This window comes from Thermus brockianus (assembly GCF_001880325.1).
Lineage (GTDB): Bacteria > Deinococcota > Deinococci > Deinococcales > Thermaceae > Thermus > Thermus brockianus.
The window spans coordinates 1,358,931-1,380,622 of record NZ_CP016312.1; the positions used below are offsets into that span (position 1 = coordinate 1,358,931).

Annotated in this window: 19 protein-coding genes, 1 rRNA gene and 1 pseudogene; 16 read left to right on the forward strand and 5 right to left on the reverse strand. The window is 68.2% G+C overall.

Going from position 1 to position 21,692, the window contains the following annotated elements:
• Window positions 1–9: 9 nt before the first annotated feature.
• The 6 genes from A0O31_RS07300 to A0O31_RS07325 are packed head-to-tail and all read left to right on the forward strand — an operon-like array spanning window position 10 to window position 7,212.
• A complete protein-coding gene (locus tag A0O31_RS07300; RefSeq protein ID WP_071677283.1) occupies window positions 10–2,769 on the forward strand; it encodes a hypothetical protein in 2,760 nt (919 codons plus the stop codon).
• A gap of 5 nt (window positions 2,770–2,774) precedes the next feature.
• A complete protein-coding gene (locus A0O31_RS07305; RefSeq protein ID WP_071677284.1) occupies window positions 2,775–3,599 on the forward strand; it encodes a menaquinone biosynthesis family protein in 825 nt (274 codons plus the stop codon).
• Window positions 3,600–3,608: 9 nt separating this feature from the next.
• Window positions 3,609–4,232 (forward strand): Crp/Fnr family transcriptional regulator, encoded by a 624-nt coding sequence (locus tag A0O31_RS07310; protein ID WP_071677285.1) that lies wholly within the window; start codon window positions 3,609–3,611, stop codon window positions 4,230–4,232.
• Window positions 4,233–4,243: 11 nt separating this feature from the next.
• Window positions 4,244–5,698: a bacillithiol biosynthesis cysteine-adding enzyme BshC gene (bshC, locus tag A0O31_RS07315; protein WP_071677286.1), complete on the forward strand. Its 1,455-nt coding sequence runs from the start codon at window positions 4,244–4,246 to the stop codon at window positions 5,696–5,698.
• A 17-nt stretch (window positions 5,699–5,715) separates the two neighbouring features.
• Window positions 5,716–6,768, forward strand: a complete 1,053-nt coding sequence (locus tag A0O31_RS07320) for a SpoIID/LytB domain-containing protein (RefSeq protein ID WP_071677287.1) — start codon at window positions 5,716–5,718, stop codon at window positions 6,766–6,768.
• Window positions 6,769–7,212 carry a methylated-DNA--[protein]-cysteine S-methyltransferase gene (locus A0O31_RS07325; protein ID WP_071677288.1) on the forward strand — a complete coding sequence of 148 codons (444 nt, stop codon included), beginning with the start codon at window positions 6,769–6,771 and terminating at the stop codon, window positions 7,210–7,212.
• On the opposite strand, the gene A0O31_RS07330 is transcribed toward A0O31_RS07325, so the two are convergent.
• Complete coding sequence (locus tag A0O31_RS07330; protein ID WP_071677289.1) at window positions 7,209–8,636, reverse strand: glycoside hydrolase family 13 protein; 1,428 nt, start codon at window positions 8,634–8,636, stop codon at window positions 7,209–7,211. The genes A0O31_RS07325 and A0O31_RS07330 overlap by 4 nt on opposite strands.
• A gap of 92 nt (window positions 8,637–8,728) precedes the next feature.
• Here A0O31_RS07330 and gmk point away from each other — a divergent pair, with 92 nt between their 5' ends.
• The 5 genes from gmk to A0O31_RS07355 are packed head-to-tail and all read left to right on the forward strand — an operon-like array spanning window position 8,729 to window position 11,985.
• Window positions 8,729–9,391, forward strand: coding sequence for a guanylate kinase (gene gmk, locus A0O31_RS07335; RefSeq protein ID WP_071677290.1), 663 nt, complete (start codon window positions 8,729–8,731; stop codon window positions 9,389–9,391).
• On the forward strand, window positions 9,372–9,671 hold the full coding sequence (rpoZ, locus tag A0O31_RS07340; protein WP_071677291.1) for a DNA-directed RNA polymerase subunit omega: 300 nt from the start codon (window positions 9,372–9,374) through the stop codon (window positions 9,669–9,671). The genes gmk and rpoZ overlap by 20 nt, the downstream gene beginning before the upstream one ends.
• Window positions 9,672–10,862, forward strand: a complete 1,191-nt coding sequence (gene coaBC, locus A0O31_RS07345) for a bifunctional phosphopantothenoylcysteine decarboxylase/phosphopantothenate--cysteine ligase CoaBC (RefSeq protein ID WP_071677292.1) — start codon at window positions 9,672–9,674, stop codon at window positions 10,860–10,862. It abuts the gene before it with no gap.
• 10 nt (window positions 10,863–10,872) lie between these two features.
• Window positions 10,873–11,358 (forward strand): arginine repressor, encoded by a 486-nt coding sequence (gene argR, locus A0O31_RS07350; protein ID WP_071677293.1) that lies wholly within the window; start codon window positions 10,873–10,875, stop codon window positions 11,356–11,358.
• A 15-nt stretch (window positions 11,359–11,373) separates the two neighbouring features.
• On the forward strand, window positions 11,374–11,985 hold the full coding sequence (locus A0O31_RS07355; protein WP_071677294.1) for a MarC family protein: 612 nt from the start codon (window positions 11,374–11,376) through the stop codon (window positions 11,983–11,985).
• Here the strand turns inward: A0O31_RS07355 and A0O31_RS07360 are convergent.
• Entirely contained in the window at window positions 11,969–13,135 is a 1,167-nt protein-coding gene (locus A0O31_RS07360) for a GGDEF domain-containing protein (RefSeq protein ID WP_071677295.1), read from the reverse strand. The two genes, A0O31_RS07355 and A0O31_RS07360, sit on opposite strands and share 17 nt — an antisense overlap.
• On the reverse strand, window positions 13,132–14,694 hold the full coding sequence (locus A0O31_RS07365; RefSeq protein ID WP_071677296.1) for a DNA repair protein RecN: 1,563 nt from the start codon (window positions 14,692–14,694) through the stop codon (window positions 13,132–13,134). Before A0O31_RS07365 ends, A0O31_RS07360 begins: the two co-directional genes overlap by 4 nt.
• Window positions 14,695–14,845: 151 nt before the next feature.
• Here A0O31_RS07365 and A0O31_RS07370 point away from each other — a divergent pair.
• A 16S ribosomal RNA gene (locus A0O31_RS07370) occupies window positions 14,846–16,366 on the forward strand.
• A 119-nt stretch (window positions 16,367–16,485) separates the two neighbouring features.
• Here A0O31_RS07370 and A0O31_RS07375 read toward each other — a convergent pair.
• A complete protein-coding gene (locus tag A0O31_RS07375) occupies window positions 16,486–17,622 on the reverse strand; it encodes a S8 family peptidase (RefSeq protein WP_237258980.1) in 1,137 nt (378 codons plus the stop codon).
• 68 nt (window positions 17,623–17,690) lie between these two features.
• Here A0O31_RS07375 and pyrF point away from each other — a divergent pair, with 68 nt between their 5' ends.
• From pyrF to A0O31_RS07395, 4 genes and pseudogenes are all read left to right on the forward strand, one after another.
• A complete protein-coding gene (gene pyrF, locus A0O31_RS07380) occupies window positions 17,691–18,464 on the forward strand; it encodes an orotidine-5'-phosphate decarboxylase (protein ID WP_071677945.1) in 774 nt (257 codons plus the stop codon).
• 5 nt (window positions 18,465–18,469) lie between these two features.
• A complete protein-coding gene (gene pyrE, locus A0O31_RS07385; protein ID WP_071677297.1) occupies window positions 18,470–19,021 on the forward strand; it encodes an orotate phosphoribosyltransferase in 552 nt (183 codons plus the stop codon).
• A pseudogene (locus A0O31_RS07390) lies at window positions 19,022–20,019 on the forward strand (hypothetical protein). It begins immediately after the preceding gene.
• Window positions 20,016–20,984 (forward strand): NAD(P)H-dependent glycerol-3-phosphate dehydrogenase, encoded by a 969-nt coding sequence (locus tag A0O31_RS07395; protein WP_071677298.1) that lies wholly within the window; start codon window positions 20,016–20,018, stop codon window positions 20,982–20,984. The pseudogene A0O31_RS07390 and the gene A0O31_RS07395 overlap by 4 nt, the downstream one beginning before the upstream one ends.
• Here A0O31_RS07395 and A0O31_RS07400 read toward each other — a convergent pair.
• Complete coding sequence (locus A0O31_RS07400; protein ID WP_071677299.1) at window positions 20,981–21,691, reverse strand: alpha/beta fold hydrolase; 711 nt, start codon at window positions 21,689–21,691, stop codon at window positions 20,981–20,983. The two genes, A0O31_RS07395 and A0O31_RS07400, sit on opposite strands and share 4 nt — an antisense overlap.
• Window position 21,692 lies beyond the last annotated feature (1 nt).

The window sequence follows — 21,692 nt, forward strand, 5'->3', positions numbered from 1 at the left end:
TCCCGGCAAATGCCCGACGAGCTAAGGCTCTACCTCAAGGAGCGTTTTGCCGTTCAGGGGCCCGTTTCCCCGGGGCGCTTTGAGGCGGAACTGGCCAAGCGCATGGGAAGCCCGGCCCGGCGGGAGCCCCTCCTCAAGGCCTGGCGGGCTTACCTGGCGGGCGGGGGAAGGGAGGCGGTGCGAAGTTTCTACCGGGAGGTGCTCAAGGTGCCCAAGGGGGAGGCCCTGGTCTACGGCATGCACCTCCCCTTTTTGGAGTTTTACGCCAAGGAGGTGCCTTCCCGGGTGGAGGGGCGGGTCCTGGAGGTGGGGGCCTTCACCGGGGCCCTGGTGGGGTACCTGCAAAGGAAGCGGCCCGAGCTTTCCTGGCACGCCCTGGACGGGGTGGAGGAGGCGGTGGCCCTGGGCAGGAAGCGGGTGCCCGAGGTGGCGTGGCACCTGGGCTGGGCCGAGGAGGTGGACCTTCCCCCCTTTGACACCCTGCTTCTCCTCTCCGTCTTCCCCGAGGGGCTCGTGGACCAGGACCTGGAAAGCCGCCTGGAGCCCGAGGCCTTTTGGAAGCGCTTCTCTTTCTTTGAGCGCCTGCCCCTTTTCGCCCGGCTCCTGAAGCCCGGGGGGCTTCTCGTCTACGGCCACGGCCCCTTCCTCGGGAAAAGCCCCGAGGGGGTGGAGGAGGGCCTGAGGCGGTTTGGCTTCCAGGCGGTGGAGCGGGTGGGGGAGGGGGAGTACTTCCTGGTCCTCGCCCGCAGGCCCGAGGTCTTGGAGGCGGTGTGGGCCGAGGAGGCCTTGGAGGAGGCGCCTAACTTGGAGCCCGTGGCGGTCTTGGCGGAGGGGCCGGACCTGGGGCGGGTGCGGGCCCTCCTGGAGGCGGGGCAGTACGCCGAGGTGCTCGCCCTCCTGCCCGAAGGGGGGGAAGGGGAGGCAGCCTACCTCCGGGGGAAGGCGCTTTTCGCCCTTTCCCGCTTCGCCGAGGCGGAGGAGGCCTTGAGGCGGGCCCTTTCCGAGGAGGCGGAGGACCTCAGGGCCTTGGTGCTGGTGGAGCTTGGGGAGTACGCCCGGGCCCAGGGGCGCCTCGAGGCCCTGGCGGTGCGGGGTGGGCGGTACCGCCTGGCCTTGGGGCGGGTCTACCTGGCCCAGGGGCGGTACGCCGACGCCTTAAGGCAGTTCGTGGAGTCGGGGCTGCCCGAGGCGGAGCTTTACGTGCGGGAAGCTTTGGAGCGCATCGCCGAGCGCATGCGCCGCTTCGCCCGGGAGGGGGAGTGGGCGGAGGTGAGCCGTAGGGCGGAGTTCGTGGAGGACCTCTCCCCAAGCCTCCTCACCCGGGAGATGCTCCGGCTGGGCCTAAAGGCGGCCCTTCTCCAGGGGCTTTTCGCCCGGGCGGAGCGGTACGCCCGCCGGCTTGCTGACCTGGACGAGGCGGAGGGTTTTTTGGGCCTGGCCTTGGCCGCCTTGCGCCTGCGCACGCCCCTGGACTACCGGGGGGAGGACCTTAAGGGGGTGGAGCCCTACCTCACCGAGGCCTTGGCCCGGGCGGAGATCCCCGAGGCCCTGCTCCTCCTTGGGATTCTGCGCAAGCGGGAAGGGCGCCACCGCGAAGCCCTGTACCTCCTGGAGCGGGCGGCCCAGCACGGGGAAGGGGAGGTGGCGGGGCTTGCCTACCACCACCTGGCGGAGGTAAAGCGGGCCCTGGGGCGCCCCTTGAAGGAGGTTTTGGGCGACCACAAGAGGGCCCACGCCCTAAAGGCCTATCCTGCCCCCTACCTCTTCCGCCTGGCCCAGGAGGCCCTAAGGGGGGGGGAGGAGGTCGTGGCCCGGGAGCTCCTTTCCCGGGCCCGGGATGCGGGCCTCGGCGAGGTGGCGGAGGAGGACCTCAAGGGGCTTCTTTCCCTCTTGGAGCGGCTGGAAGGTCCTTGGGCGGCCTTCCACGTCCTCTACCAGGCCCTAGGCCGCACCCCCGAGCCGCCTTTGGAGCTCCTCGCCCTGGCCTACCGCCTTTCCCGCTCCTTCCGGGAAAGCCCGGAGGCGGAGGCGGTGCGGGGGCAGTACCTGGCGGCCCTCTACGCCTCGGGGCAGGCGGCGGAGGCGGAGGCCCTTTTGCGGGCAGAGCTTGCGCAAAACCCCCAGGCCCTGGAGGTCCTCTTTGACCTGGCGGAGCACCATGAGGCCCAGGGGAGCTGGCGGCAGGCGGCGGAGTACTGGCAGAAGGCCCTGGAGGTGGCCCTTTACCGGGAGAAGGACCAGGAGCTTGCCCGGGAGCTTCTCCGGAACCTCCTTTTCCTAAGGCCCCACGACGAGAGCCTCCTCCTCTACCTGGAGGAGCTTAAGGCCGTGGCCCGGGGGCTTAAGGCCCTGGGGGAGGAGGCCAAGCCTCCGGCGGAAACCCCCGAGGAGCTTCTGGAAGAGGCCCTGCCCCGCTTCCACGGGGAGCACCTCCTGGTGGTGGGGGGCCACACCCAGCTCCGGAGCCGCCTCGTTCCCTTCCTGGAGGCCCGGGGCCTTAAGGTGGATTGGTTTGATGCGGACAGCGCTGGCGTGGGCAAGGAGGCCCTGAGGCGTATCCTGAACCGCCTGGAGAAGGCCCATGGCCTGATGATCGTTTCCAGCTATGTGGGCCACGACTTCGCCGAGCCCGTGCGCCTCGAGGCGGAGCGCCTGGGGGTTCCGGTCTACGTGATCCCGGGGCGGGCCCGGGGGGCCACGGGGTTTTTAAGAGCCCTCAAGGCCTTCGCCCCCGAGCTCTTCAAACGAGCCCTCAAGGGGGTACAGTAGGGTTCATGGAGGCGCCGGTTCTGAAGCTGGGCTACTCCCCCTGCCCCAACGACACCTTCATCTTCTACGCCCTCACCCATGGCCTTGTGGAAAGCCCCCTTCCGGTGGAGGCGGTTTTGGAGGACGTGGAAACCCTGAACCGCTGGGCTTTGGAGGGGAGGCTACCCCTGACCAAGCTCTCCTATGCCGCCTATGGGAGGGTGCGGGACCGGTATGTGGCCCTGAGGAGCGGAGGAGCCTTGGGAAGAGGGGTGGGCCCTTTGGTGGTGGCCAAAAAGCCCTTGAGGAGCCTGAAGGGAGCCCGGGTGGCCATTCCCGGGCGGAACACCACGGCTTTTTTGCTCCTCTTCCTGTACGCGGAAGGGTTTGAGCCGGTGGAGGTGCGCTACGACCGGATCATGCCCCTGGTGGCCCAAGGGGAGGTGGAGGCAGGCCTCATCATCCACGAAAGCCGTTTCACCTACCCGGAGTACGGCCTGGTCAGGGTCCTGGACCTGGGGGAGTGGTGGGAGGGGGAAACGGGCCTGCCCCTTCCCTTGGGGGCCATCCTGGCCCGGCGGGATCTGGGGAAGGAGCTCATCCAGGCCCTGGACGAGGCGGTGCGGCGGAGCCTGGAATACGCCTTTGCCCATCTCGAGGAAACCCTTCCCTACCTGAAAGCCCATGCCCAGGAGCTTTCGGAGGAGGTGATCTGGGCCCATGTGCGCACCTATGTGAACGGGTTCAGCCAGGACGTGGGGGAGGAAGGGGAAAAAGCGGTGAAACGGCTCTTCGCTGAGGCCGAGGCCCGGGGGCTTATCCCTTCCTCCGAAGCCCCCCTCTTTTTGTAAACTCGGGGCATGTTCCAGGAGCTTTCCCTCGAGGCCCGGCGGGAGGTGGCCAGGGTGTTCCAGCCCAAGAGGGTCTTGCGGGGTACCCCCCTCTACGCTCTGGGGGACCGGGCGGAGGGGGTGTACCTGGTGCGGGAAGGGCTTGTCTGGCTGGAGGGACCCCGCTCGGCGGAAGGGGAGCCCGCCACCTTGGGGGTGGTGGGGCCTGGGGGGCTTTTTGGGGAGGAGGCCTTGGTGGGGGGAGGAAGGCGCACTTCGGGGGCCACCGCCCTTACCTACGCCGAACTCCTTTTCGCCAAGGTGGAGGAGCTCGGTTCCGTAAGGCGCTATCCGGAGGTGGAGGCCTTTTTTTTAAGGGCCCTCTACCGGAGGCTTAAGGGGGCGGAGGAGGCCCTTTGGGCGGCCCGCCACCTCTCCGTGGCCCAGCGCCTGGCCCGCCTTCTCCTTACCCTGGCCCAGGAAGGGGAGGTGGCCCTTTCCCACCAGGACCTGGCCCACATGGTGGGGGCTACCCGGGAAACCGTGACCAAGCTCCTGGGGGAGTGGGCCCTAAAGGGCTTTGTGGACCTGGGCTACCGGCGGGTGGAGCTCCGGGACCCGGAGGCCCTTGCCCGCTTGGCCGAGGCGCTATAGGCTTTAAAGCTATGGAAACCGCCCTCTTGGCCCGCCTCCTGGGCTTGCCCCAAGGGGAAGAGGCCCTTAAGGCGCGCCTTGGCCGGGCGGGCCACCCGGGGCTTGCCGAGGCCCTAAAGGCTTATTTGAAGCGCCTAGGGGCGCCCCAGGAAGCCTTGGCCGCCTTGGAAGGCCTTGCCCGGGGGGCGGTGGTGGCGGGGCAGCAGGCGGGGCTTTTGGGGGGGCCAGCCCTCGTCTTCTACAAGGCCCACACCGCCTTGCGCCTGGCCGAGGGGGTGGGGGGGGCTGGGGTCTTCTGGGTGGCCTCCCAGGACCACGACGTGGAGGAGGTGCGCCACCTGCACCTCCTTGTGGGCGAGGAGGTGCGCACCCTTTCCCTCCCCCTGCCTCCCTTGCCCGCCGGGCGCATCCCCCTGGCCCCTTACTTGGAGGACCTAAAGGCCTTCCTTGGGCCTTGGGCCAGGGACGCACGGGTGGCCTATGCCCTGGAGGGGAAGACCTTGGCCGAGTTCTTCGCCCGCACCCTCCTCGCCTTCTTGGGCCCAAGGGGCCTCATCCCCTTTGACCCCATGGCGGAGGAGCTCGCCCCTCTTTTCCTGGGGGCCCTGGAGCGGGAGCTTGCCGACCCCTTAGCCAGCGCCCAGGCCATCAACGAGGAGGCGGAGAGGATCCGGGCCCTGGGGGGAAAGCCCCCTCTAAGGCGGAAGCCCGGGGCCACCAACCTCTTCCTGGAAACCGATGCCCGCCGCCTCCTCTTCTACGAAGGCGGGGCCTTTACCGATGGGGTGCGGCGCTACACGGCCAGGGAGCTTTGGGAAGTGGCACGGCAAGACCCCACCCGCCTCACCCCCGCCGCCGGGCTTAGGCCCGTCTTCCAGGACCTCGTCCTCCCCACGGCGGGGTTTGTGGTGGGGCCCAACGAGTTCCGCTACGTGGCGGAGCTCTCCCGGGTCTACGCCCTCCATGGCCTCCCCGTACCCGCCCTTTTCCTGAGGCTCCAGGCGGTGGCGCTGGAACCCCCCATCCGGCGCATCCTGGAGAACTACCGCCTTTCCCCCTGGGCCTTGGTGGAGAGGGGGGAGGAGGCCTTCTTGGGGGCGGTGCGGGGCGTTTGGGAGGGTTACCGCTCCTTGGAGGAGGAGCTTCGGGGGCTTCTCGCCCGCTTGGAGGCGTGGGAGGCCCAGGCCAGGGATTTGGAACCCACCTTAGAGCGTCCCTTCCGCCGCTTCCGGGTGCGGCTTGCAGGGGAGGGGGAGAGGCTTTTGCGCAAGCTCCTGAGGGCCCGCATGGGGAGGGATGCGGTCCTTATGGGCCATCTTGAGCGGCTTAAGCGCCACCTCCTGCCCCTGGGCCAGCCCCAGGAGCGGGTCTACCCCTTCGCCATGTACGCCCTGCGGCACCCGGAGGCCCTGGACCGGCTGCAGGAGGCTCCGTCCCAGGGCAAGGCCACCCTGGTCTTGGGGTAGGATAGGGGAGAAAGGCTATGGCGCGGTTTGGCCCCTTTATCCTCCTTCTTTTCCTGCCCCTTCTCGCCCTCCCCCCCGCATGGGGGCAGGGGAAAGACCTCCTCCTCCGGGTGCTCCTCCAGGAGGTCCCCCAGGGCCAAGGGGTGCGCCTAAGCCTCCCTTCCGGGGAGGTGCGCGCCATCGCCACGGGGGAGGGGGTGGTTTTGGGGGGGCGCCTCCAGCCCTCCTTTGACCTGGACGTGCCCTACTTCGCCCTCGAGGGCCGCCCCTACCGGGGTGGGGTGCGGCTCCTCGCCCAGGGGGGGAAGCTCCTGGTGGTCAACCTCGTCCTCCTGGAGGACTACCTCCTCGGCGTATTGCCCGGGGAGATGCCCGAGGGCTTCCCCCCGGAGGCCTTGAAGGCCCAGGCGGTCCTGGCCCGCACCTTCGCCGTGAACCGCCTGAACCCCAAGGCCCCTTATGACCTCTGCGCCAGCGAGCTCTGCCAGGTCTACCTGGGTTTCGCCGCCGAAAAGCCCAGGTACGCCCAGGCGGTGGCCGCCACCCGGGGCCAGGTCCTGAGCTTTGGGGGTAAGGCCATCTCCGCCCTTTACCACGCCGACTCTGGGGGCATGACCGCGGGGAGCGAGGAGGTGTTCCAGGTGGCCCTCCCCTACCTCCGCCCCCGGCCCGATCCCTACGCCAGGGGTCCCAAGAGCGCCTGGCGGGTGGCGGTACCCAAGGAAAGGGCGGAGAAGGCCCTTCGGTCCTTGGGCTACACCCCGAGGGGGGAGGAGGCCCCCCAGGTGCTGGAGCGTACCCCCTCGGGCCGGGCCTGGCGGGTGCGCCTTCTGGGGGTGGAGGTCCAGGGGCCCGAGGCGGGGCGGCTTCTCCGCCTCATGGGCTTGCCCTCGGCCCTGGCCGAGTTCCAGGGCTTTGAGGCGGTGGGCCGGGGGGCGGGGCACGGGGTGGGGCTTTCCCAGTGGGGGGCCAAGGGGATGGCGGAGGCGGGCTTTGACCACCGGGAGATCCTGGGCCATTACTTCCCCGGCACCTTCCTCTCCGAGCTCCTCCTGGCCGGGGTGCCCTAGGTGCTCCTCGCCACACCCCTAGGCCCCCTTTGGCTTGCCCTCTCCCCCTTGGGGGTGGTGCGCCTCGAGCCCGCCCTCTTCCCCCGGGGGCCGGAGGCGCAAGGCCCCCTGGCGGAGCGGGTGAGGGAAGCCCTCGCCGCCTATTTCGCCGGGGGGCGCCCGGATTTTCTGGACATCCCCCTGGACTACACCGGCCTCTCCCCGTCCCGGGTGCGCCTTTACGAGCGGGTGCGCCGCATCCCCTACGGGAAGACCACGAGCTACGGGGCGCTCGCCCGGGAGCTGGGGCTTTCCCCCCGGGCGGTGGGGGCGGCGCTCAGGGCTACTCCCTTCTTCCTCCTGGTGCCCGCCCACCGGGTCATCCACCAGGACGGGCGGCTTGGGGGCTTCGCCGGGCAGGAGGGGCTAAAGCTTTGGCTCCTCCGCTTTGAGGGGGCCCTTTAGATCTCGGCCCAGACCGCCACGGAAAAGGGGGGAAGCTCGGGGCCGCAAAGCCGGCCCCCCTTGGGAACGCAGAGGGCCCCCGAGAGGAGGTCCACCGCCTGGGCCCCCCGGGGTAGGGCCCCGTGCAGGGGGATGTCCTGGGGGAAGGGCCTGGGGGTGGCGTTCACCACCACCAGGTAGGGCCCCCGGGTGAAGGCCAGGTGCCCGTCCACGGCGTAAACCCTGCCGTAGGGGGCGGTGCGGAGCCCGGGGTGCTCCTTGCGCAGGTGGGCCAGCCGCCGCACGGTTTCCCAAAGCTCCTTCCGCCACCTCTCCTCGGCCCACACCATGCCCCCCCGGTTGTCCGGGTCCAGCCCCCCCTCCATGCCCACCTCCTCCCCGTAGTAGACCGTGGGGCTTCCCGGCAGGAGGAAGAGGAGGGAGAGGGCGAGCCTGGCCCGCTCCAGGCTTCCCCTGAGGAGGGTGAGGAGGCGGGGGGTGTCGTGGGAGGTGAGGAGGTTCATCTGGGCCCGCACCACCTCTGGGCGGTAGCGGGCGAAGAGGTTTTCCAAGCGGTGGCTAAAGGCCAGGGCCTGGAGGGGTTCTATCCGGCCGAAGCCGCACCTTCCCGCCAGCTCCTGGTCCAGCGCCTCTCCTCCCACGAAGCCCAGGACGGCCCGGGCCAAGGGGTAGTTCATGGTGGCGTCAAACATGTCCCCCTGGAGCCAAAAATCCGCCTCCTCCCAGATCTCCCCCACGATGTAGGCCTCGGGGTTCGCCCCCTTGACCCGCCTGCGGAAGGCCCGCCAGAACTCGGGGTCTGGGATCTCGTTGGGTACGTCCAGCCGCCAACCGTCGGCCCCGAAGCGGATCCAGTGCTCGGCCACGGCGAGGAGATACTCCCGCACCGCCGGGGTTTCCACCTTGAGCTTGGGAAGCTCGGGGTTGCCCCACCAGGCCTCGTAGTTGGGGTGGGGGCTATAGGCGTGGAGGGGAAACCCCTTGACGTGGTACCAGTCCCGGTAGGGGCTCTGCTCCCCGTTTTCCAGAAGGTGCTGGAAGGCGAAGAAGCCCCGTCCCGTGTGGTTGAAGACCCCGTCCAGGATGACCCGGATCCCGTGGGCGTGGGCCACCTCCAGGAGATGGCGAAAGGCGGCGTTCCCGCCCAGGAGGGGGTCCACCTGGAAGTAGTCCACCGTGTGGTAGCGGTGGTTGGCGGTGGAGGCGAAGATGGGGTTGAGGTAGAGGGCCTCCACCCCGAGCTCCGCCAGGTAGGGGATTTTCTCGGCTACCCCCCAGAGCGTCCCCCCCTTGAAGCCCCTTAAGGTGGGCGGGGCTTCCCAAGGCTCCAAGGGGCCTGCGGGGGCGGGCTTGCCGGGCGGTCCTGCCCGGAAGAAGCGGTCGGGGAAGATCTGATAGAAGAAGGCACCCTCGTACCAGGCCACGGGCCCAAGTGTACCATGGGTGAAAGGTGCCCATGTCACAAAAATCCTTGCCCCTAGCCTAGGCCTTTTGGTATCCTCCCGGGGTGAAGGCCATGCGGGGCCGCCTTTTTGTCATGACCGGGGCCAGCGGGGTGGGGAAGGGGACGGTGCGGGCCAAGGTGCTGGAGCGCACCCGCCTTTTCTACTCCATCTCCATGACCACCCGCTCCCCAAGGCCGGGGGAGCGGCATGGGGTGGACTACTACTTCGTGGACCGATCTACCTTTGAGGCCCTTCGGAAAGAGGATGGCTTTTTGGAGTACGCCGAGTACGTGGGCCACCTCTACGGCACCCCCAGGGCCCCGGTGGAGCGGGCCCTGGCCCGGGGGGAGGACGTCCTCTTGGAGATTGAGGTGCAGGGGGCCTTGCAGGTACGGGAGAAGGTGCCGGAAGCGGTCCTGATCTTCCTCCTCCCCCCTTCCCTCTCCGAGCTCAAGCGCCGCCTGGTCTACCGGGGGAAGGATAGCCCGGAGAAGATTGCGAAGCGCTTGGCGCAGGCGGAGTGGGAGATCCAAAACGCCCACCTCTTTGACTACGTGGTGGTGAACGATGTGCTGGAGGAGGCGGTGGCGGACTTTTTGGCCATCCTCACCGCCGAAAGGCGGCGTACCCCCCGGATGGCCTGGGCCCTTGAGAAGGCTTTGGAGCGGGACCCCGATTTGGAAAGCGAACTGGACGAGATTTTAAGGAGGGACTATGGCGGAACCGGGCATTGACAAGCTTCTCGGCATGGTGGATTCCAAGTACCGGCTCACCGTGGTGGTGGCCAAGCGGGCGCAGCAGCTTTTGCGCCACCGCTTCAAGAACACGGTGTTGGAGCCGGAGGAAAGGCCTAAGATGCGGACCCTCGAGGGCCTCTTTGACGACCCCAACCCCGTGACCTGGGCCATGAAGGAGCTCCACACCGGCCGGCTGGTCTTCGGGGAGAACCTGGTTCCCGAGGACCGGCTGCAGAAGGAGATGGAAAAGCTTTACCCCGTGGAAGAGGAGGGCTAGGTGGCCCGGGTCCTGGTGGCGGCGAGCGGGGGGGTGGCGGCCATCAAGGTGCCCCACCTCCTCCGCCTCCTCCGCCAGGCGGGGCACGAGGTGCGGGTCCTCGCCACCCCCCGGGCCTTGGCCTTCGTCACCCCCCTTTCCCTGGCGGTGGCCGCCGGGGGGGAGGTGGCCACGGAGGAGGCTTGGTTTCAGCCGCACGGCCGGGCCCTCCACATAGAGCTCGCCCGCTGGGCCGAGGTGGTCCTGGTGGCCCCCGCCACCGCCGATGCCCTGGCCAAGGCCGCCTTGGGCCTGGCGGACGACCTCCTTTCCGCCACCCTCCTCGCCGGGGCCAAGCGGGTGGCCTGGGCCCCGGCCATGAACGAGGCCATGTGGCTCGCTCCCCAGACCCAGGGCCATGTGGAGCGGCTCAAGGCCTTGGGCCACGCCTTCTTCGGCCCCGCCCATGGCCCCCTTGCCGCCGTGGGGGAAGGGGAGGGGTGGGGGCGGATGTTGGAGCCCGAGGAGCTTCTAGAACGTTTGGAAGCCTTCCTCACGCCCAAGGACCTGGAGGGCCTTAAGCTCATCGTTTCCGCCGGGCCCACCCGGGAGTATCTGGACCCCGTGCGCTTCCTCTCCAACCCCTCCTCGGGGCGCATGGGTTACGCCGTGGCCGAGGCGGCCCGGGATAGGGGGGCGGAGGTGGTCTTGGTGGCGGGCCCCACCTCCCTCCCAGACCCTTGGGGGGTCCAGGTGGTGCGGGTGGAAAGCGCCTTGGAGATGCGGGAGGCCATCCTGGCCCAGTACCCTTGGGCCGAGGCGGTGGTCATGGCGGCGGCGGTGGCCGATTACCGCCCCGAAACCACCCTGGCCGACAAGGAGCCCAAGGTGGAGGCGGAACGAATCCTCCGCCTGGTGCCCAACCCCGACATCCTCAAGGAGTTGGGGGAAAAGAAGGGGGATAGGGTTTTGGTGGGCTTCGCCATGGAGACCCGGGAGGGTTTGGAGAGGGCCCGGGGGAAGCTTGTGCGCAAGAACCTGGACCTCATCGTCCTCAACTGGGTGAACCGGGAAGGGGTGGGGTTTGGGAGCCTGGAAAACGAGGTGGTCCTCCTCCTAAGGGATGGGCGGGTGTTGGAGCTTCCCCGGATGCCCAAGCGCCAGGTGGCCCACCGTATACTGGATTTCGTCAAGGAGTTTTGGAAAGCCTAACGGGGTGAATATGCGCAGCAAGGCCGAGCGGCACCGCGCTATCCAGGAGATCGTGAGCCGGGAGGAGATCGGCACCCAGAAGGAGTTGGTGGAGCGCTTACGGCAGCTGGGCTTTGAGGTGACCCAGGCCACGGTGAGCCGGGACATCGCCGAACTCCGCCTGGCCCGCATCGCTTTGGGCAAGGGACGGCACAAGTACGCCCTGCCCTCGGTGGAGCTTCCCGAGGACGTATACGAGGAACTCAAACGGCAGTTTGGCCTTTTCGTCAAGGACGTGGACCGGGGTGGGAACATCCTGGTGGTGAAAACCGCCGAGGGGCACGCCTCGGGGATCGCCCTCCTCCTAGACCGCCTAAAGCGGGACGAGATCGTGGGCACCCTGGCGGGTGAGGACACCATCCTGGTGGTGGCCCGCACGGAGGGGGAGGCCAAGGCCTTGGAGGAGGAGCTAGGGGAACTCCTCTTGGCGGGCAGGGCCCTCAAGGGAGGGGCGTAGCGCCCAAGGTTCCAGGTGGTTGAACTTTTCCTTAAGTCCTTCCTCACCCTTTTCGTGGTCATGGACCCGGTGGGGCTGGTCCCCGTCTTCCTGGCCTTGGCGGGGGACCGCCCCCCGAAAAAGCAGGCCCAGATTGCCGCCAGGGCGGTGCTGGTGGCGGGAGGGCTTCTCGTGGCCTTTTTCTTTTTCGGAAGGGGGCTTTTGGACCACCTGGGGATTAGCCTCGAGGCCCTCCGCATCGCCGGGGGCATCCTCCTTTTCCGCATCGCCACCGAAATGGTCTTCGCCCACCACGAGCGGGAAACCGAGGAGGAGAAGGACGAGGCCCTGGTCCGGGCGGACATCTCCGTCTTCCCCTTGGCCATCCCCCTCATCGCCGGGCCTGGGGCCTTGGCCAGCGTCCTCATCCTGGGCGGGGAGGCCCGGGGGGTGGTGGGGGGGTGGGCGGTGGTCCTCTTTAGCGCTTTTCTGGTGCTCCTTTTGGCCTACCTCTTTTTGCGGGCCGCTTCGGGGATACGCCGGGCCCTGGGGCGCACGGGGGTGAACGTGGTGACCCGGGTGCTCGGCCTTTTGCTCGCCGCCCTGGCGGTGCAGTACGTGGCCGACGGGGTCAAGGGCCTCCTTTAGCCCGGTACATGCGTCGGTCCGCTTCCCGCAAAAGCGTCTCCAGGTCCTCTCCTTCCACCTCCACCCCGCCCGCCGCCACCCCGTAGGGGAGGCTCTGCCTCAGGCGGGCGATGAGGGCGGGGATTTCCCCCTGGGAAAGGCCCAGATGGAGGCTCACGAACTCGTCCCCCCCCACCCGGAAGGCCAGGTCCCGGCGGCGGGAGAGGTTTTTCAGGGCCTGGGCCAGGGCCTTAAGGGCCTGGTCCCCGGCGGCGTGCCCTTCCCGGTCGTTTAGGGCTTTGAGGCCGTTGAGGTCCCAGTAGATGAGGGCCAAGGGCTCCCCTAGGGCCTGGGCCTCGGCGAGGAGCTTGGGGAAGGTGTCTTCCAAAGCCCGGCGGTTTCCTAAGCCCGTGAGGGGGTCGGTGCGGGCTGCCATTTCCAGCGCCTGGCGCTCCTTCAAGGCCTTGAGGAGGAGGGCGGCTTCCAGGGCAAAGGCTTGGGCTAGCTCCAGGGAGAGCGGACTAAAGGCCTCGGGGTTGCGGAAATTGTCCAGGTTCATGGCCGCCAGCACCTCGCCCTCCAAGACGATGGGCAGGCCTAGGGTGGCCTGGATTTCCAAGAGGCGGCCGTGCTCAAAAAAGGCGGGCCGGGCCTCCACGGTGCTCAGGCTGGACAGGTGGCGGATCTCGGGCCCTTTTAGCACCCGGGGGCGGCCCTTGAGCCAGTTGTCCACCCCAAGCCCGTACCAGGCGAGCTCCTCCTCCAAGGAGGTGCGGGCACCCAGGAGGGCTTCGGAGAAACCCTCCTGGGCTACCAGGTAGAAATACCCCCCTTCCCGAAGCAGGATGCTCCCCGCCTCCGCCCCAGGCACCGCGGCCACCGCCTCCCGGATGAGGTCCTGGAGAAGCCCCTCCGGTTCCTCGTGCTGCAAAAGCCCGCGCAAGACCTTAAGAAGCCCCTTGTAGGCCCGGGCCTGCACCGAGAGGTCCGTGGTTTCCACGAGAAGGAGGTAAGTGCCCGTGGGGGACGGGAGGCGGGCTACCTGGTAGGTCCTATCCCCATGGACCAGGGTGTCCCCTTCGGGGAAGGGTAGGCCCTGAGCCAGGGCGTTTCGCTCCACGCCGCCTTCGTGCAGGTGGAAGACCGGGTAGGGGGCCTCCATGGGGTTCATGGCGCCTCCAGGAGGAGCCTTGCGTGGGAAAGGGCAGCCTCGGTGTACTGGCCCGAGAGGAGGCGGGCGAGCTCCCGCACCCTCCCTTCCCCCTCCAGCACCTCCACCCGCACCTCCCCCTCTTCCTTGACCACCTTAAGGTGGCGGTGGGCCCGGGCGGCCACCTGGGGCAGGTGGGTCACCACCAGGACCTGGCGCTTCTCCCCCAGGCGGGCGAGGCGCTCGGCGAGCTTCCAGGCGGTTTCCCCGCCCACCCCGGTGTCCATCTCGTCAAAGACCACGGTGGGGGCCTCGGCCCCCGTGAGGAGGGCGAGGGAGAGGGCGATGCGGGAAAGCTCCCCCCCGCTGGCGGCGGAGAGGGGGGAGAGGGGCAGGCGGGGATGGGCGGCAAAGCGAAAGGCCACCTCCTCCAGGCCGAAGGGCCCGGGCTCGGGCAAGGGGGTGAGGACCACCTGGAAGCGGGCCTGGGGGAGGCCCAAGGCGGCGAGTTCCTCCTCCATGGCACGGGCGAGCTTCTTGGCTGCCCCTTGCCGGGCCTGGCTTAGCTCTGTCCCTCGCTGGAGGAGCGCTTCTTCCGCCTTGAGGAGGTCCTTGCGCACCTCTAAAAGGCGTTCCTCACCCCCTTCCAGGGCGGCAAGCTCCGCCTCGGCCCGTTCCCCGTGGGCCAGGACCTCTTCCAGGGTAGGACCATACTTGCGCTTTAAGCGCTCTAGGAGGGCCAGGCGTTCCTCCAGCTGGGCCAGGCGGCCAGGGTCGGCCTCGAGGCCCTCCAGGTACCCCTCTAGCTCCCGCACCACCGCCTCCGCTCCCTCCAAGGCGGCCTCCAGGTCCTTGGCCAGGGCTTCCAGGGTGGGGTCGTACCGCCCCCCTTGGCGAAGCTCCCGCACGGCACTCTCCCAAGGGGAAAGCCCCTCTTCGGTGAGGAGCGCATAGGCCCGGCCCGCCCGTTCCCTAAGGGTTTCCAGATGCCGCAGGCGCCGGGCTTCCTCCTCCAGTTCCCGGTCCTCCCCGGGACGGGGCCGGGCCTCCCGGATTTCCCGCAGTTGGAAGCGCAGGAGGTCTTCCCGCTCGCCCTTGGCCCTAAGGGCTTCCTCCAGGGCCTCTTTTTCCTGGAGGAGGGCCTGGTGGCGGGCATAGGCTTCCCGGTAGGCCTGGAGGTATCCGGGAGACAAGAGGGCGTCCAGGATTTCCCGCTGGCGCTTGGGGGAAAGCAGGGACAGGGCGGCGTGCTGGGCGTGCAGGGAAAGCCAGCGCTCGGCTTCCTCTTGGAGCTCCCTTAGGCTCACCACCTCCCCGTCTATGCGGGGCGTGGAGCGGGCCCCCACCCTTCGGGAAAGGACCCGCTCCCCTTCTCCCTGGAAGAAGGCGGTGACGAGGAGGCTATCCCCATAGGGCCCGATAAGCCCCTCGGCCCGCTCCCCCAAAAGGAGGGCCAAGGCGTCCACCAAGAGGCTTTTGCCCGCCCCCGTCTCCCCGGTGAGGACGTTGAGGCCGGGGGCAAGCTCCAGGGCGGCCTCGCGGATGGCGGCGAGGTTTTTCACCTCGAGGCGGAGTAGCATCCTCAACCCATTGTAAGCCCCCCCTAGGGGTGCTTGACAGGCAGGAGGGGACCTGGTAGATTCAATGTTGCGCCGGTTGAACCGGCGGGGGATCTTGAAAGCGCGGGAATAGGGCACAGCAAGCGAACCCAAACGCCCTAGTGGCGTTTTTTCTTTGGAGAGTTTGATCCTGGCTCAGGGTGAACGCTGGCGGCGTGCCTAAGACATGCAAGTCGGGCGGGCCATGGGGTTTTACTCCGTGGTCAGCGGCGGACGGGTGAGTAACGCGTGGGTGACCTACCCGGAAGTGTGGGACAACCCGGGGAAACTCGGGCTAATCCCGCATGTGGTCATGTCCTGTGGGGCATGATTAAAGGGCGAGAGTCCGCTTCCGGATGGGCCCGCGTCCCATCAGCTAGTTGGTGGGGTAAAGGCCCACCAAGGCGACGACGGGTAGCCGGTCTGAGAGGATGGCCGGCCACAGGGGCACTGAGACACGGGCCCCACTCCTACGGGAGGCAGCAGTTAGGAATCTTCCGCAATGGGCGCAAGCCTGACGGAGCGACGCCGCTTGGAGGAGGAAGCCCTTCGGGGTGTAAACTCCTGAACTGGGGACGAAAGCCCCGATGAGGGGGATGACGGTACCCAGGTAATAGCGCCGGCCAACTCCGTGCCAGCAGCCGCGGTAATACGGAGGGCGCGAGCGTTACCCGGATTTACTGGGCGTAAAGGGCGTGTAGGCGGCTTGGGGCGTCCCATGTGAAAGACCACGGCTCAACCGTGGGGGAGCGTGGGATACGCTCAGGCTAGACGGCGGGAGGGGGTGGTGGAATTCCCGGAGTAGCGGTGAAATGCGCAGATACCGGGAGGAACGCCGATAGCGAAGGCAGCCACCTGGCTCGTTCGTGACGCTGAGGCGCGAAAGCGTGGGGAGCAAACCGGATTAGATACCCGGGTAGTCCACGCCCTAAACGATGCGCGCTAGGTCTCTGGGTTTTCTGGGGGCCGAAGCCAACGCGTTAAGCGCGCCGCCTGGGGAGTACGGCCGCAAGGCTGAAACTCAAAGGAATTGACGGGGGCCCGCACAAGCGGTGGAGCATGTGGTTTAATTCGAAGCAACGCGAAGAACCTTACCAGGCCTTGACATGCTAGGGAACCTGCCTGAAAGGGTGGGGTGCCCCGCGAGGGGAGCCCTAGCACAGGTGCTGCATGGCCGTCGTCAGCTCGTGTCGTGAGATGTTGGGTTAAGTCCCGCAACGAGCGCAACCCCTGCCGTTAGTTGCCAGCGGGTTAAGCCGGGCACTCTAACGGGACTGCCTGCGAAAGCAGGAGGAAGGCGGGGACGACGTCTGGTCATCATGGCCCTTACGGCCTGGGCGACACACGTGCTACAATGCCCACTACAGAGCGAGGCGACCTGGCGACAGGGAGCGAATCGCGGAAAGGTGGGCGTAGTTCGGATTGGGGTCTGCAACCCGACCCCATGAAGCCGGAATCGCTAGTAATCGCGGATCAGCCATGCCGCGGTGAATACGTTCCCGGGCCTTGTACACACCGCCCGTCACGCCATGGGAGCGGGTTCTACCCGAAGTCGCCGGGAGCCTTAGGGCAGGCGCCGAGGGTAGGGCCCGTGACTGGGGCGAAGTCGTAACAAGGTAGCTGTACCGGAAGGTGCGGCTGGATCACCTCCTTTCTAAGGAGCAACCAAGCCCATTCCCGCGCTTTCAAGCCCCTGCACAACCGGCGCAAGAAACCCCCCGTTAGGGGGGTTTTCCTTTTGGGGCCCCTCCCACACGGGAGGGGCCTTGGGCTTTAGAAACCGCGAACGTTCAGGAAGGGTTCGGGGTGGGGATGGCCGGAGGTGTTGCTCCAGGTGTGGGTGCTCTCGGCGTTTTGCAAGAGGGTTCCCTTTACCTGCTCTGGGGTGTAGCTGGGGTAGCGGGAAAGGACCAAAGCGGCAGCGCCCGCCACGTGCGGCGTGGCCATGGAGGTCCCGCTAAGGGTGTTGTAGGCGCTGGTGGAGGTATGCCACGTGGAAAGGATGGAAACGCCCGGCGCCGCCAGGTCCACATCGGGGCCGTAGTTGGACCAGGAGGGCCAGTCGTTTTGGCTATTGGTGGCGCTCACGGTGATGACCTCGTCGTAGGCGGCGGGGGTGTGGTTGGCGGCGTTGTCCCCCTCGTTGCCGGCGGCCACCACCACGGTAATCCGGTAATCGCAGACCGCCTTTTGAATGGCGTTGTGGAAGGCGTCCTTGGAGCGGATGGCGGGGCAGTAGAGGCCGTCTTGGTCATCGGTGCCGCTACCCCCTAGGCTCATGTTCACCACCTTGGGCTTGCCCCCGTTGTTGTGGGCGATGGCCCAGTTGAGGCCTTGGACGATGCCGCTGATGGAACCCGAGCCGGAGCCCGAAAGCACCTTCACGGCCCAAAGTTCGGCGGCGGGGGCCACGCTGAGCACCCCCGCGGCGTTGTTCACCGCCGCGATGGTGCCCGCCACGTGGGTGCCGTGGCCGTTGTCGTCGTCGTAAGCGGCCCGGCAACGTCCCCGGCACTTCACCACGGCGTAGCCGCCCTTGAGGTTGGTGAGGTCCTCGTGGCCCACCTTGATGCCGGTGTCCAATACGTAAACGGAGACGTTGGCGCCTTTGGCGGTGGTGGTGGGGGCGCCGATCCGCTCCACGCCCCAAGGCACGGTCTGGCCGTAGGCGCGTACCTCCCGGTCGGGGGTGAGGGCGTAGACCCGGGGGTCTTGGGCCAGGCGGCGGGCCCGGGCCTCGGGGAGGTTGCGGAGAATGAAGGCGCTTAGGGCCTCGAGGTGGTCCTCCGCCGGGATGGCGAGGCCGTGGTCCCCTCGCCGAGGCCTTGGGGCGCCAGGCTCCCTTGTTGCTGGCAGGCGGCGAGCGCCAATAGGCCTAAACCCAGGAGGCCGATGCGAGCCTTCATACACCCTCCTCGTAGGTACGCCCCCTACGCTAAGGGCCCAAGGGCGGGACGTCAAGACCTATAGTGGGAAGCATGGACTTCCTCTCGGCCCTAGAGCGCCCTCCTTTGGTCCTGGGCGTGGACCCAAGGCCGGAGCTGCACGGGCCCAAGCCCCTTGTCCACCTGCGCCGCTACGCCCTGGAGCTCTTTGAGGCCCTGGCGGAAAGCCTGGCGGCGGTGAAGTTCCAGCTGGCCTTCTTTGAGGCCTTGGGCCCTGAGGGGATGGCGCTCCTTTTTGAGCTCGCCAGCGCCGCCCGGGTCATGGGCCTGCCCGTCCTCTTTGACGGGAAGCGGGGGGATATCGGCTCCACGGCGGAGGCCTACGCCGAGGCGTACCTAGACCGCTTTCCGGGTAGCGCCCTCACCGTAAACCCCTACCTGGGCCTGGACGCCCTTGCCCCCTTTTTCCGGGCGGCTATGCGGAGCGGGGGTGCGGTGTTTGTTCTCGTGAAAACCTCCAATCCGGGCTCGGGCTTTCTCCAGGACCTTGCCGTGGAGGGTAGGCCCCTTTACCTTCACCTGGCGGAGGCTTTGGCCCGGGAAGGGGAGGCCTTGCGGGAAGGCCCTTGGAGCCGGGTGGGGATGGTGGTGGGGGCCACCTACCCTGAGGCCGTGAGGGCGGTGCGGGACGTGGCGCCCCACGCCCCCTTGCTCCTCCCCGGGGTGGGGGCCCAGGGGGGAAGCCCCCTAAAGGGGAAAGGCCTCCTCCTGGCCGCAAGCCGGGCCCTCTTTTACCCCGGGGGAAGGCCGGACCTGGAAGGGGCCCAGGAGGCGGCCAAAGGGCTCCTTTCCGCTTTGGTAGAGTAGGGGGGATGGAGGTCCTGGACCTTTACCGGAGGACAGGGGCCCTTTTGGAAGGGCACTTCCTCCTGCGCTCAGGGGTACACTCCCCCCTTTTCCTCCAGTCGGCGGCCCTCCTCCAGCATCCCCTTTACGCCGAGGCGGTGGGGGAGGCCTTGGGAAAGACCTTTGAGGACGAGAAGGTGGACTTCGTCATCGGCCCTGCCATGGGGGGGGTGATCCTCGCCTTCGTGGTGGCGCGGGCCTTGGGGGCCCGGGCCCTTTTCGCCGAGAAGGACGGCCAAGGGGGGATGACCATCCGCAAGGGGCTTACCCTGAATCCAGGGGAGCGCTTTCTAGCGGTGGAGGACGTGGTGACCACGGGGGAGAGCGTGCGGAAGGCCATCCGGGCGGCGGAGGCCCGGGGGGCGGTGTGCGTGGGGGTGGGGGCCATCGTGGACCGAAGCGGCGGCCAGGCGGCCTTTGGCGTTCCCTTCCGCGCCCTAGCCCGCCTCCAGGTGCCCCAGTACCCCCCCGAGGCCTGCCCCCTGTGCCGGGAGGGCGTTCCTTTGGAGGAGGTCTAGGTGGCCCGCTTCCTTGCCCTTTGGCTTTTCCTTTCCTTGGCCTGGGCCAGGACGGAGGTGGCCCAGGAGGCAGTGGCCGCCTGGCTTGAGGGGAAGCTTTCCCCGAGGCTGGAGGAGGTCCTCCGCGCTCCCCCTGAAGAAGCGCCCAAGCTCCTTGAGCGCTATGCCCTCTTCCCCCCTCCCCCCAAGGGACTTTCCGTGAACCGGGAAAGCCCGAAGGTGGAGGGCAACCGGGTCCTCTTCCCCGCCGCCCTGGGGGAGGAGGTGGGGGAGGTGGTGGTGGTCTTGGAGGGGGAGGAGGTGCGGCGGATCTACTTCCGCCCGGAGGGCCTCGCCTTGCCCGCCTACCTCCTCACCCCCGTGGCGGGGTGGGGGTTTTTGCTCCTGAGCCTCTTTTGGGGCTTCCTCCTCCGGCAACCCTCCCCCTTCCGCGCCTGGTTCCTGGAGGCCTTGGCCCTCCTTAGGGAGCATAGGGGGCTTTACCTTTTCACCAACCTCTTCCTCTATGGGCTTTTCGCCCTGGGAAGCCTCCTGGCCTACGGGATGCCCGAGCTGGCCCGGGCGGTGCAGGTCCTCTTCGGGGGGCCCTCGAGGCCATCGGCCTAGAGGGGGCCATGGGGAAGGGGGTCTTGGTCCTGGCCGGGGTGATCTTCCACTGGAATTTCAGCCAGGGCCTCTTCCTCACGGGGTTCATCCCCGCCCTCTTTCTCGGCCTGCCCGTTCTCCTCCTCAACGCCCTCCGCTACTTCGCCTTCGGCTTCGCCCTATCCCCGGCCGTCCTTGGGCCCACCTTCCTCCCCCACCTGCCCACCCTCCTTTTGGAGCTCCAGGCCTACATCCTGGTGACCTTCGGCGGGCTTTACCTCCTCGCCAAAACCGCCCGGGGGGAAGGCTACCGGCGGGGGCTTAGGGGGCTCCTCCTGAGCTTCTACCTGGGGGCCTTCTTCCTCCTCCTCGCCGCCTGGTACGAGGCCTGGGAGGTGAGCGTCCTCCTATGAAGGTGGCCATCCTGGGTGCCGGGGCCTGGGGCACGGCCCTGGGGGTCCTTCTGGCCAGCAAGGGCATCCCCACGGCCCTCCTCGCCCGGAGGCGGGAACACGCCGAGGCCCTCCGGGCGCAAAGGGAGAACAAGGACTACCTGCCGGGGGTGGCCCTGCCCGCCTACCTCTACCCCACCCACGACCCGGAGGAGGCCCTCTCGGGGGCGGAGTTCGCCGTGGTGGCCCTTCCCTCCAAGGCCCTGGATACCCTAAAGGACCTTCCCCGGGCTCCCTGGTACCTCTCCGCCACCAAGGGGCTTTTCTTCCGGGAAGGGGCCCTCCTCACCCCAAGCCAATGGGTGGCCGCCCTCACGGACCGGCCCGTGGCCGCCCTTTCGGGGCCCAACCACGCGGAGGAGGTGGCCCGCTTCCTGCCCACGGCCAGCGTGGTGGCGGGGCCCGAGGCCCTGGCCCGGCGGGCGCAGGAGGTCTTCCATAGCCCCACCTTCCGCGTCTACACCAGTGCCGACCTCCGGGGGGTGGAGCTTTGCGGGGGCCTCAAGAACGTGCTCGCCCTGGCGGCGGGGATGGTGGACGGGCTGAGGCTTGGGGACAACGCCAAGGCCGCCCTCCTCACCCGGGGCCTTAGGGAGATGGTGCGCTTCGGCACCGCCCAGGGAGGGGAGGAGGCCACCTTTTATGGCCTTGCGGGCCTGGGGGACCTCCTCGCCACCGCCTATAGCCTCCACTCCCGCAACCGGGGGGCGGGGGAACGGTTGGTGCGGGGGGAGGCCCTGGAGCGCCTCGAGGACCGGGGGGTGGTGGAGGGGCTCTACGCCGTGAAGGCCCTCATGGCCTGGCGCCAAAGGGCGGGGGTGGAACTCCCCATCGCCGAGGCGGTCTACCGGGTGGCCTACGAGGGGCTAGACCCCTTGAAGGCCCTTTCCGAGCTCATGTCCCGGGAGCCCAAGGCGGAAGGCTAGAAGATTTCCGCCAGGAAACCCAAGAGGGCCGTGCGGAAGGCCTTGGGGTTTTCCAGGTTGGCCAGGTGCCCGGCCTCGGGCAGGATGAGGGCCCGGGCATCGGGGAGGGCTTTGGCCAGGCGCTTGGCCTCCTCTACTGGGGTGAGCGCATCCTCCTCCCCCACCAGGACCAGGGCGGGGCGGCGCATTCCGGGGAGGAGGGGCGTGGAGTCGGGCCTTTCCGCCAGGGCCTTCAGGCTTTCCGCCACCGCCTCGGGGATGGCCTGGAGGATCAGCTCCCGGGCCCTCGCCGCCACCTCGGGCTTCTCCGCTTGGGTGGTACGGCCCAGGTGGCTTGGGAGGAGGGCTTCGGGCAGGAAGCCCACCCCCTCCGCCAGCACCCGCTCCCTTAAGGCGTAACGGTTCCGCTTGGCCTCCTCGGTGTCGGGCCCGGAGCGGGTATCCGCCAGGACAAAGCCCAGGAAGCGCTCGGGGGCCTTCCGCCACAGCTCAAAGATGAGGTAGCCCCCCATGGAAAGCCCCACGAAGACCGCCTCCTCCAGCCCCGCCTCGTCCATCTCCTTTAGGACCTTCTCTGCCGCCTGGGGGAGGTTTAGGCCCAGGTAATGGGGGGCGAGGACGGGAAGCCGCCCCCGGAAGTGGGCCACCTCCCCCTCCCACATCTTGGGGTTGTAGGGGAAGGCGTGGAGGAAAACCAGGCCCCTCATG

Coding starts and splice junctions, on each gene's coding strand:
- A0O31_RS07300 (WP_071677283.1), top strand. CDS start 10: ATGCCCGACGAGCTAAGGCTCTACCTCAAGGAGCGTTTTGCCGTTCAG.
- A0O31_RS07305 (WP_071677284.1), top strand. CDS start 2,775: ATGGAGGCGCCGGTTCTGAAGCTGGGCTACTCCCCCTGCCCCAACGAC.
- A0O31_RS07310 (WP_071677285.1), top strand. CDS start 3,609: ATGTTCCAGGAGCTTTCCCTCGAGGCCCGGCGGGAGGTGGCCAGGGTG.
- bshC (WP_071677286.1), top strand. CDS start 4,244: ATGGAAACCGCCCTCTTGGCCCGCCTCCTGGGCTTGCCCCAAGGGGAA.
- A0O31_RS07320 (WP_071677287.1), top strand. CDS start 5,716: ATGGCGCGGTTTGGCCCCTTTATCCTCCTTCTTTTCCTGCCCCTTCTC.
- gmk (WP_071677290.1), top strand. CDS start 8,729: ATGCGGGGCCGCCTTTTTGTCATGACCGGGGCCAGCGGGGTGGGGAAG.
- rpoZ (WP_071677291.1), top strand. CDS start 9,372: ATGGCGGAACCGGGCATTGACAAGCTTCTCGGCATGGTGGATTCCAAG.
- argR (WP_071677293.1), top strand. CDS start 10,873: ATGCGCAGCAAGGCCGAGCGGCACCGCGCTATCCAGGAGATCGTGAGC.
- A0O31_RS07360 (WP_071677295.1), bottom strand. CDS start 13,135: ATGAACCCCATGGAGGCCCCCTACCCGGTCTTCCACCTGCACGAAGGC.
- A0O31_RS07365 (WP_071677296.1), bottom strand. CDS start 14,694: ATGCTACTCCGCCTCGAGGTGAAAAACCTCGCCGCCATCCGCGAGGCC.
- pyrF (WP_071677945.1), top strand. CDS start 17,691: ATGGACTTCCTCTCGGCCCTAGAGCGCCCTCCTTTGGTCCTGGGCGTG.
- pyrE (WP_071677297.1), top strand. CDS start 18,470: ATGGAGGTCCTGGACCTTTACCGGAGGACAGGGGCCCTTTTGGAAGGG.
- A0O31_RS07395 (WP_071677298.1), top strand. CDS start 20,016: ATGAAGGTGGCCATCCTGGGTGCCGGGGCCTGGGGCACGGCCCTGGGG.
- A0O31_RS07400 (WP_071677299.1), bottom strand. CDS start 21,691: ATGAGGGGCCTGGTTTTCCTCCACGCCTTCCCCTACAACCCCAAGATG.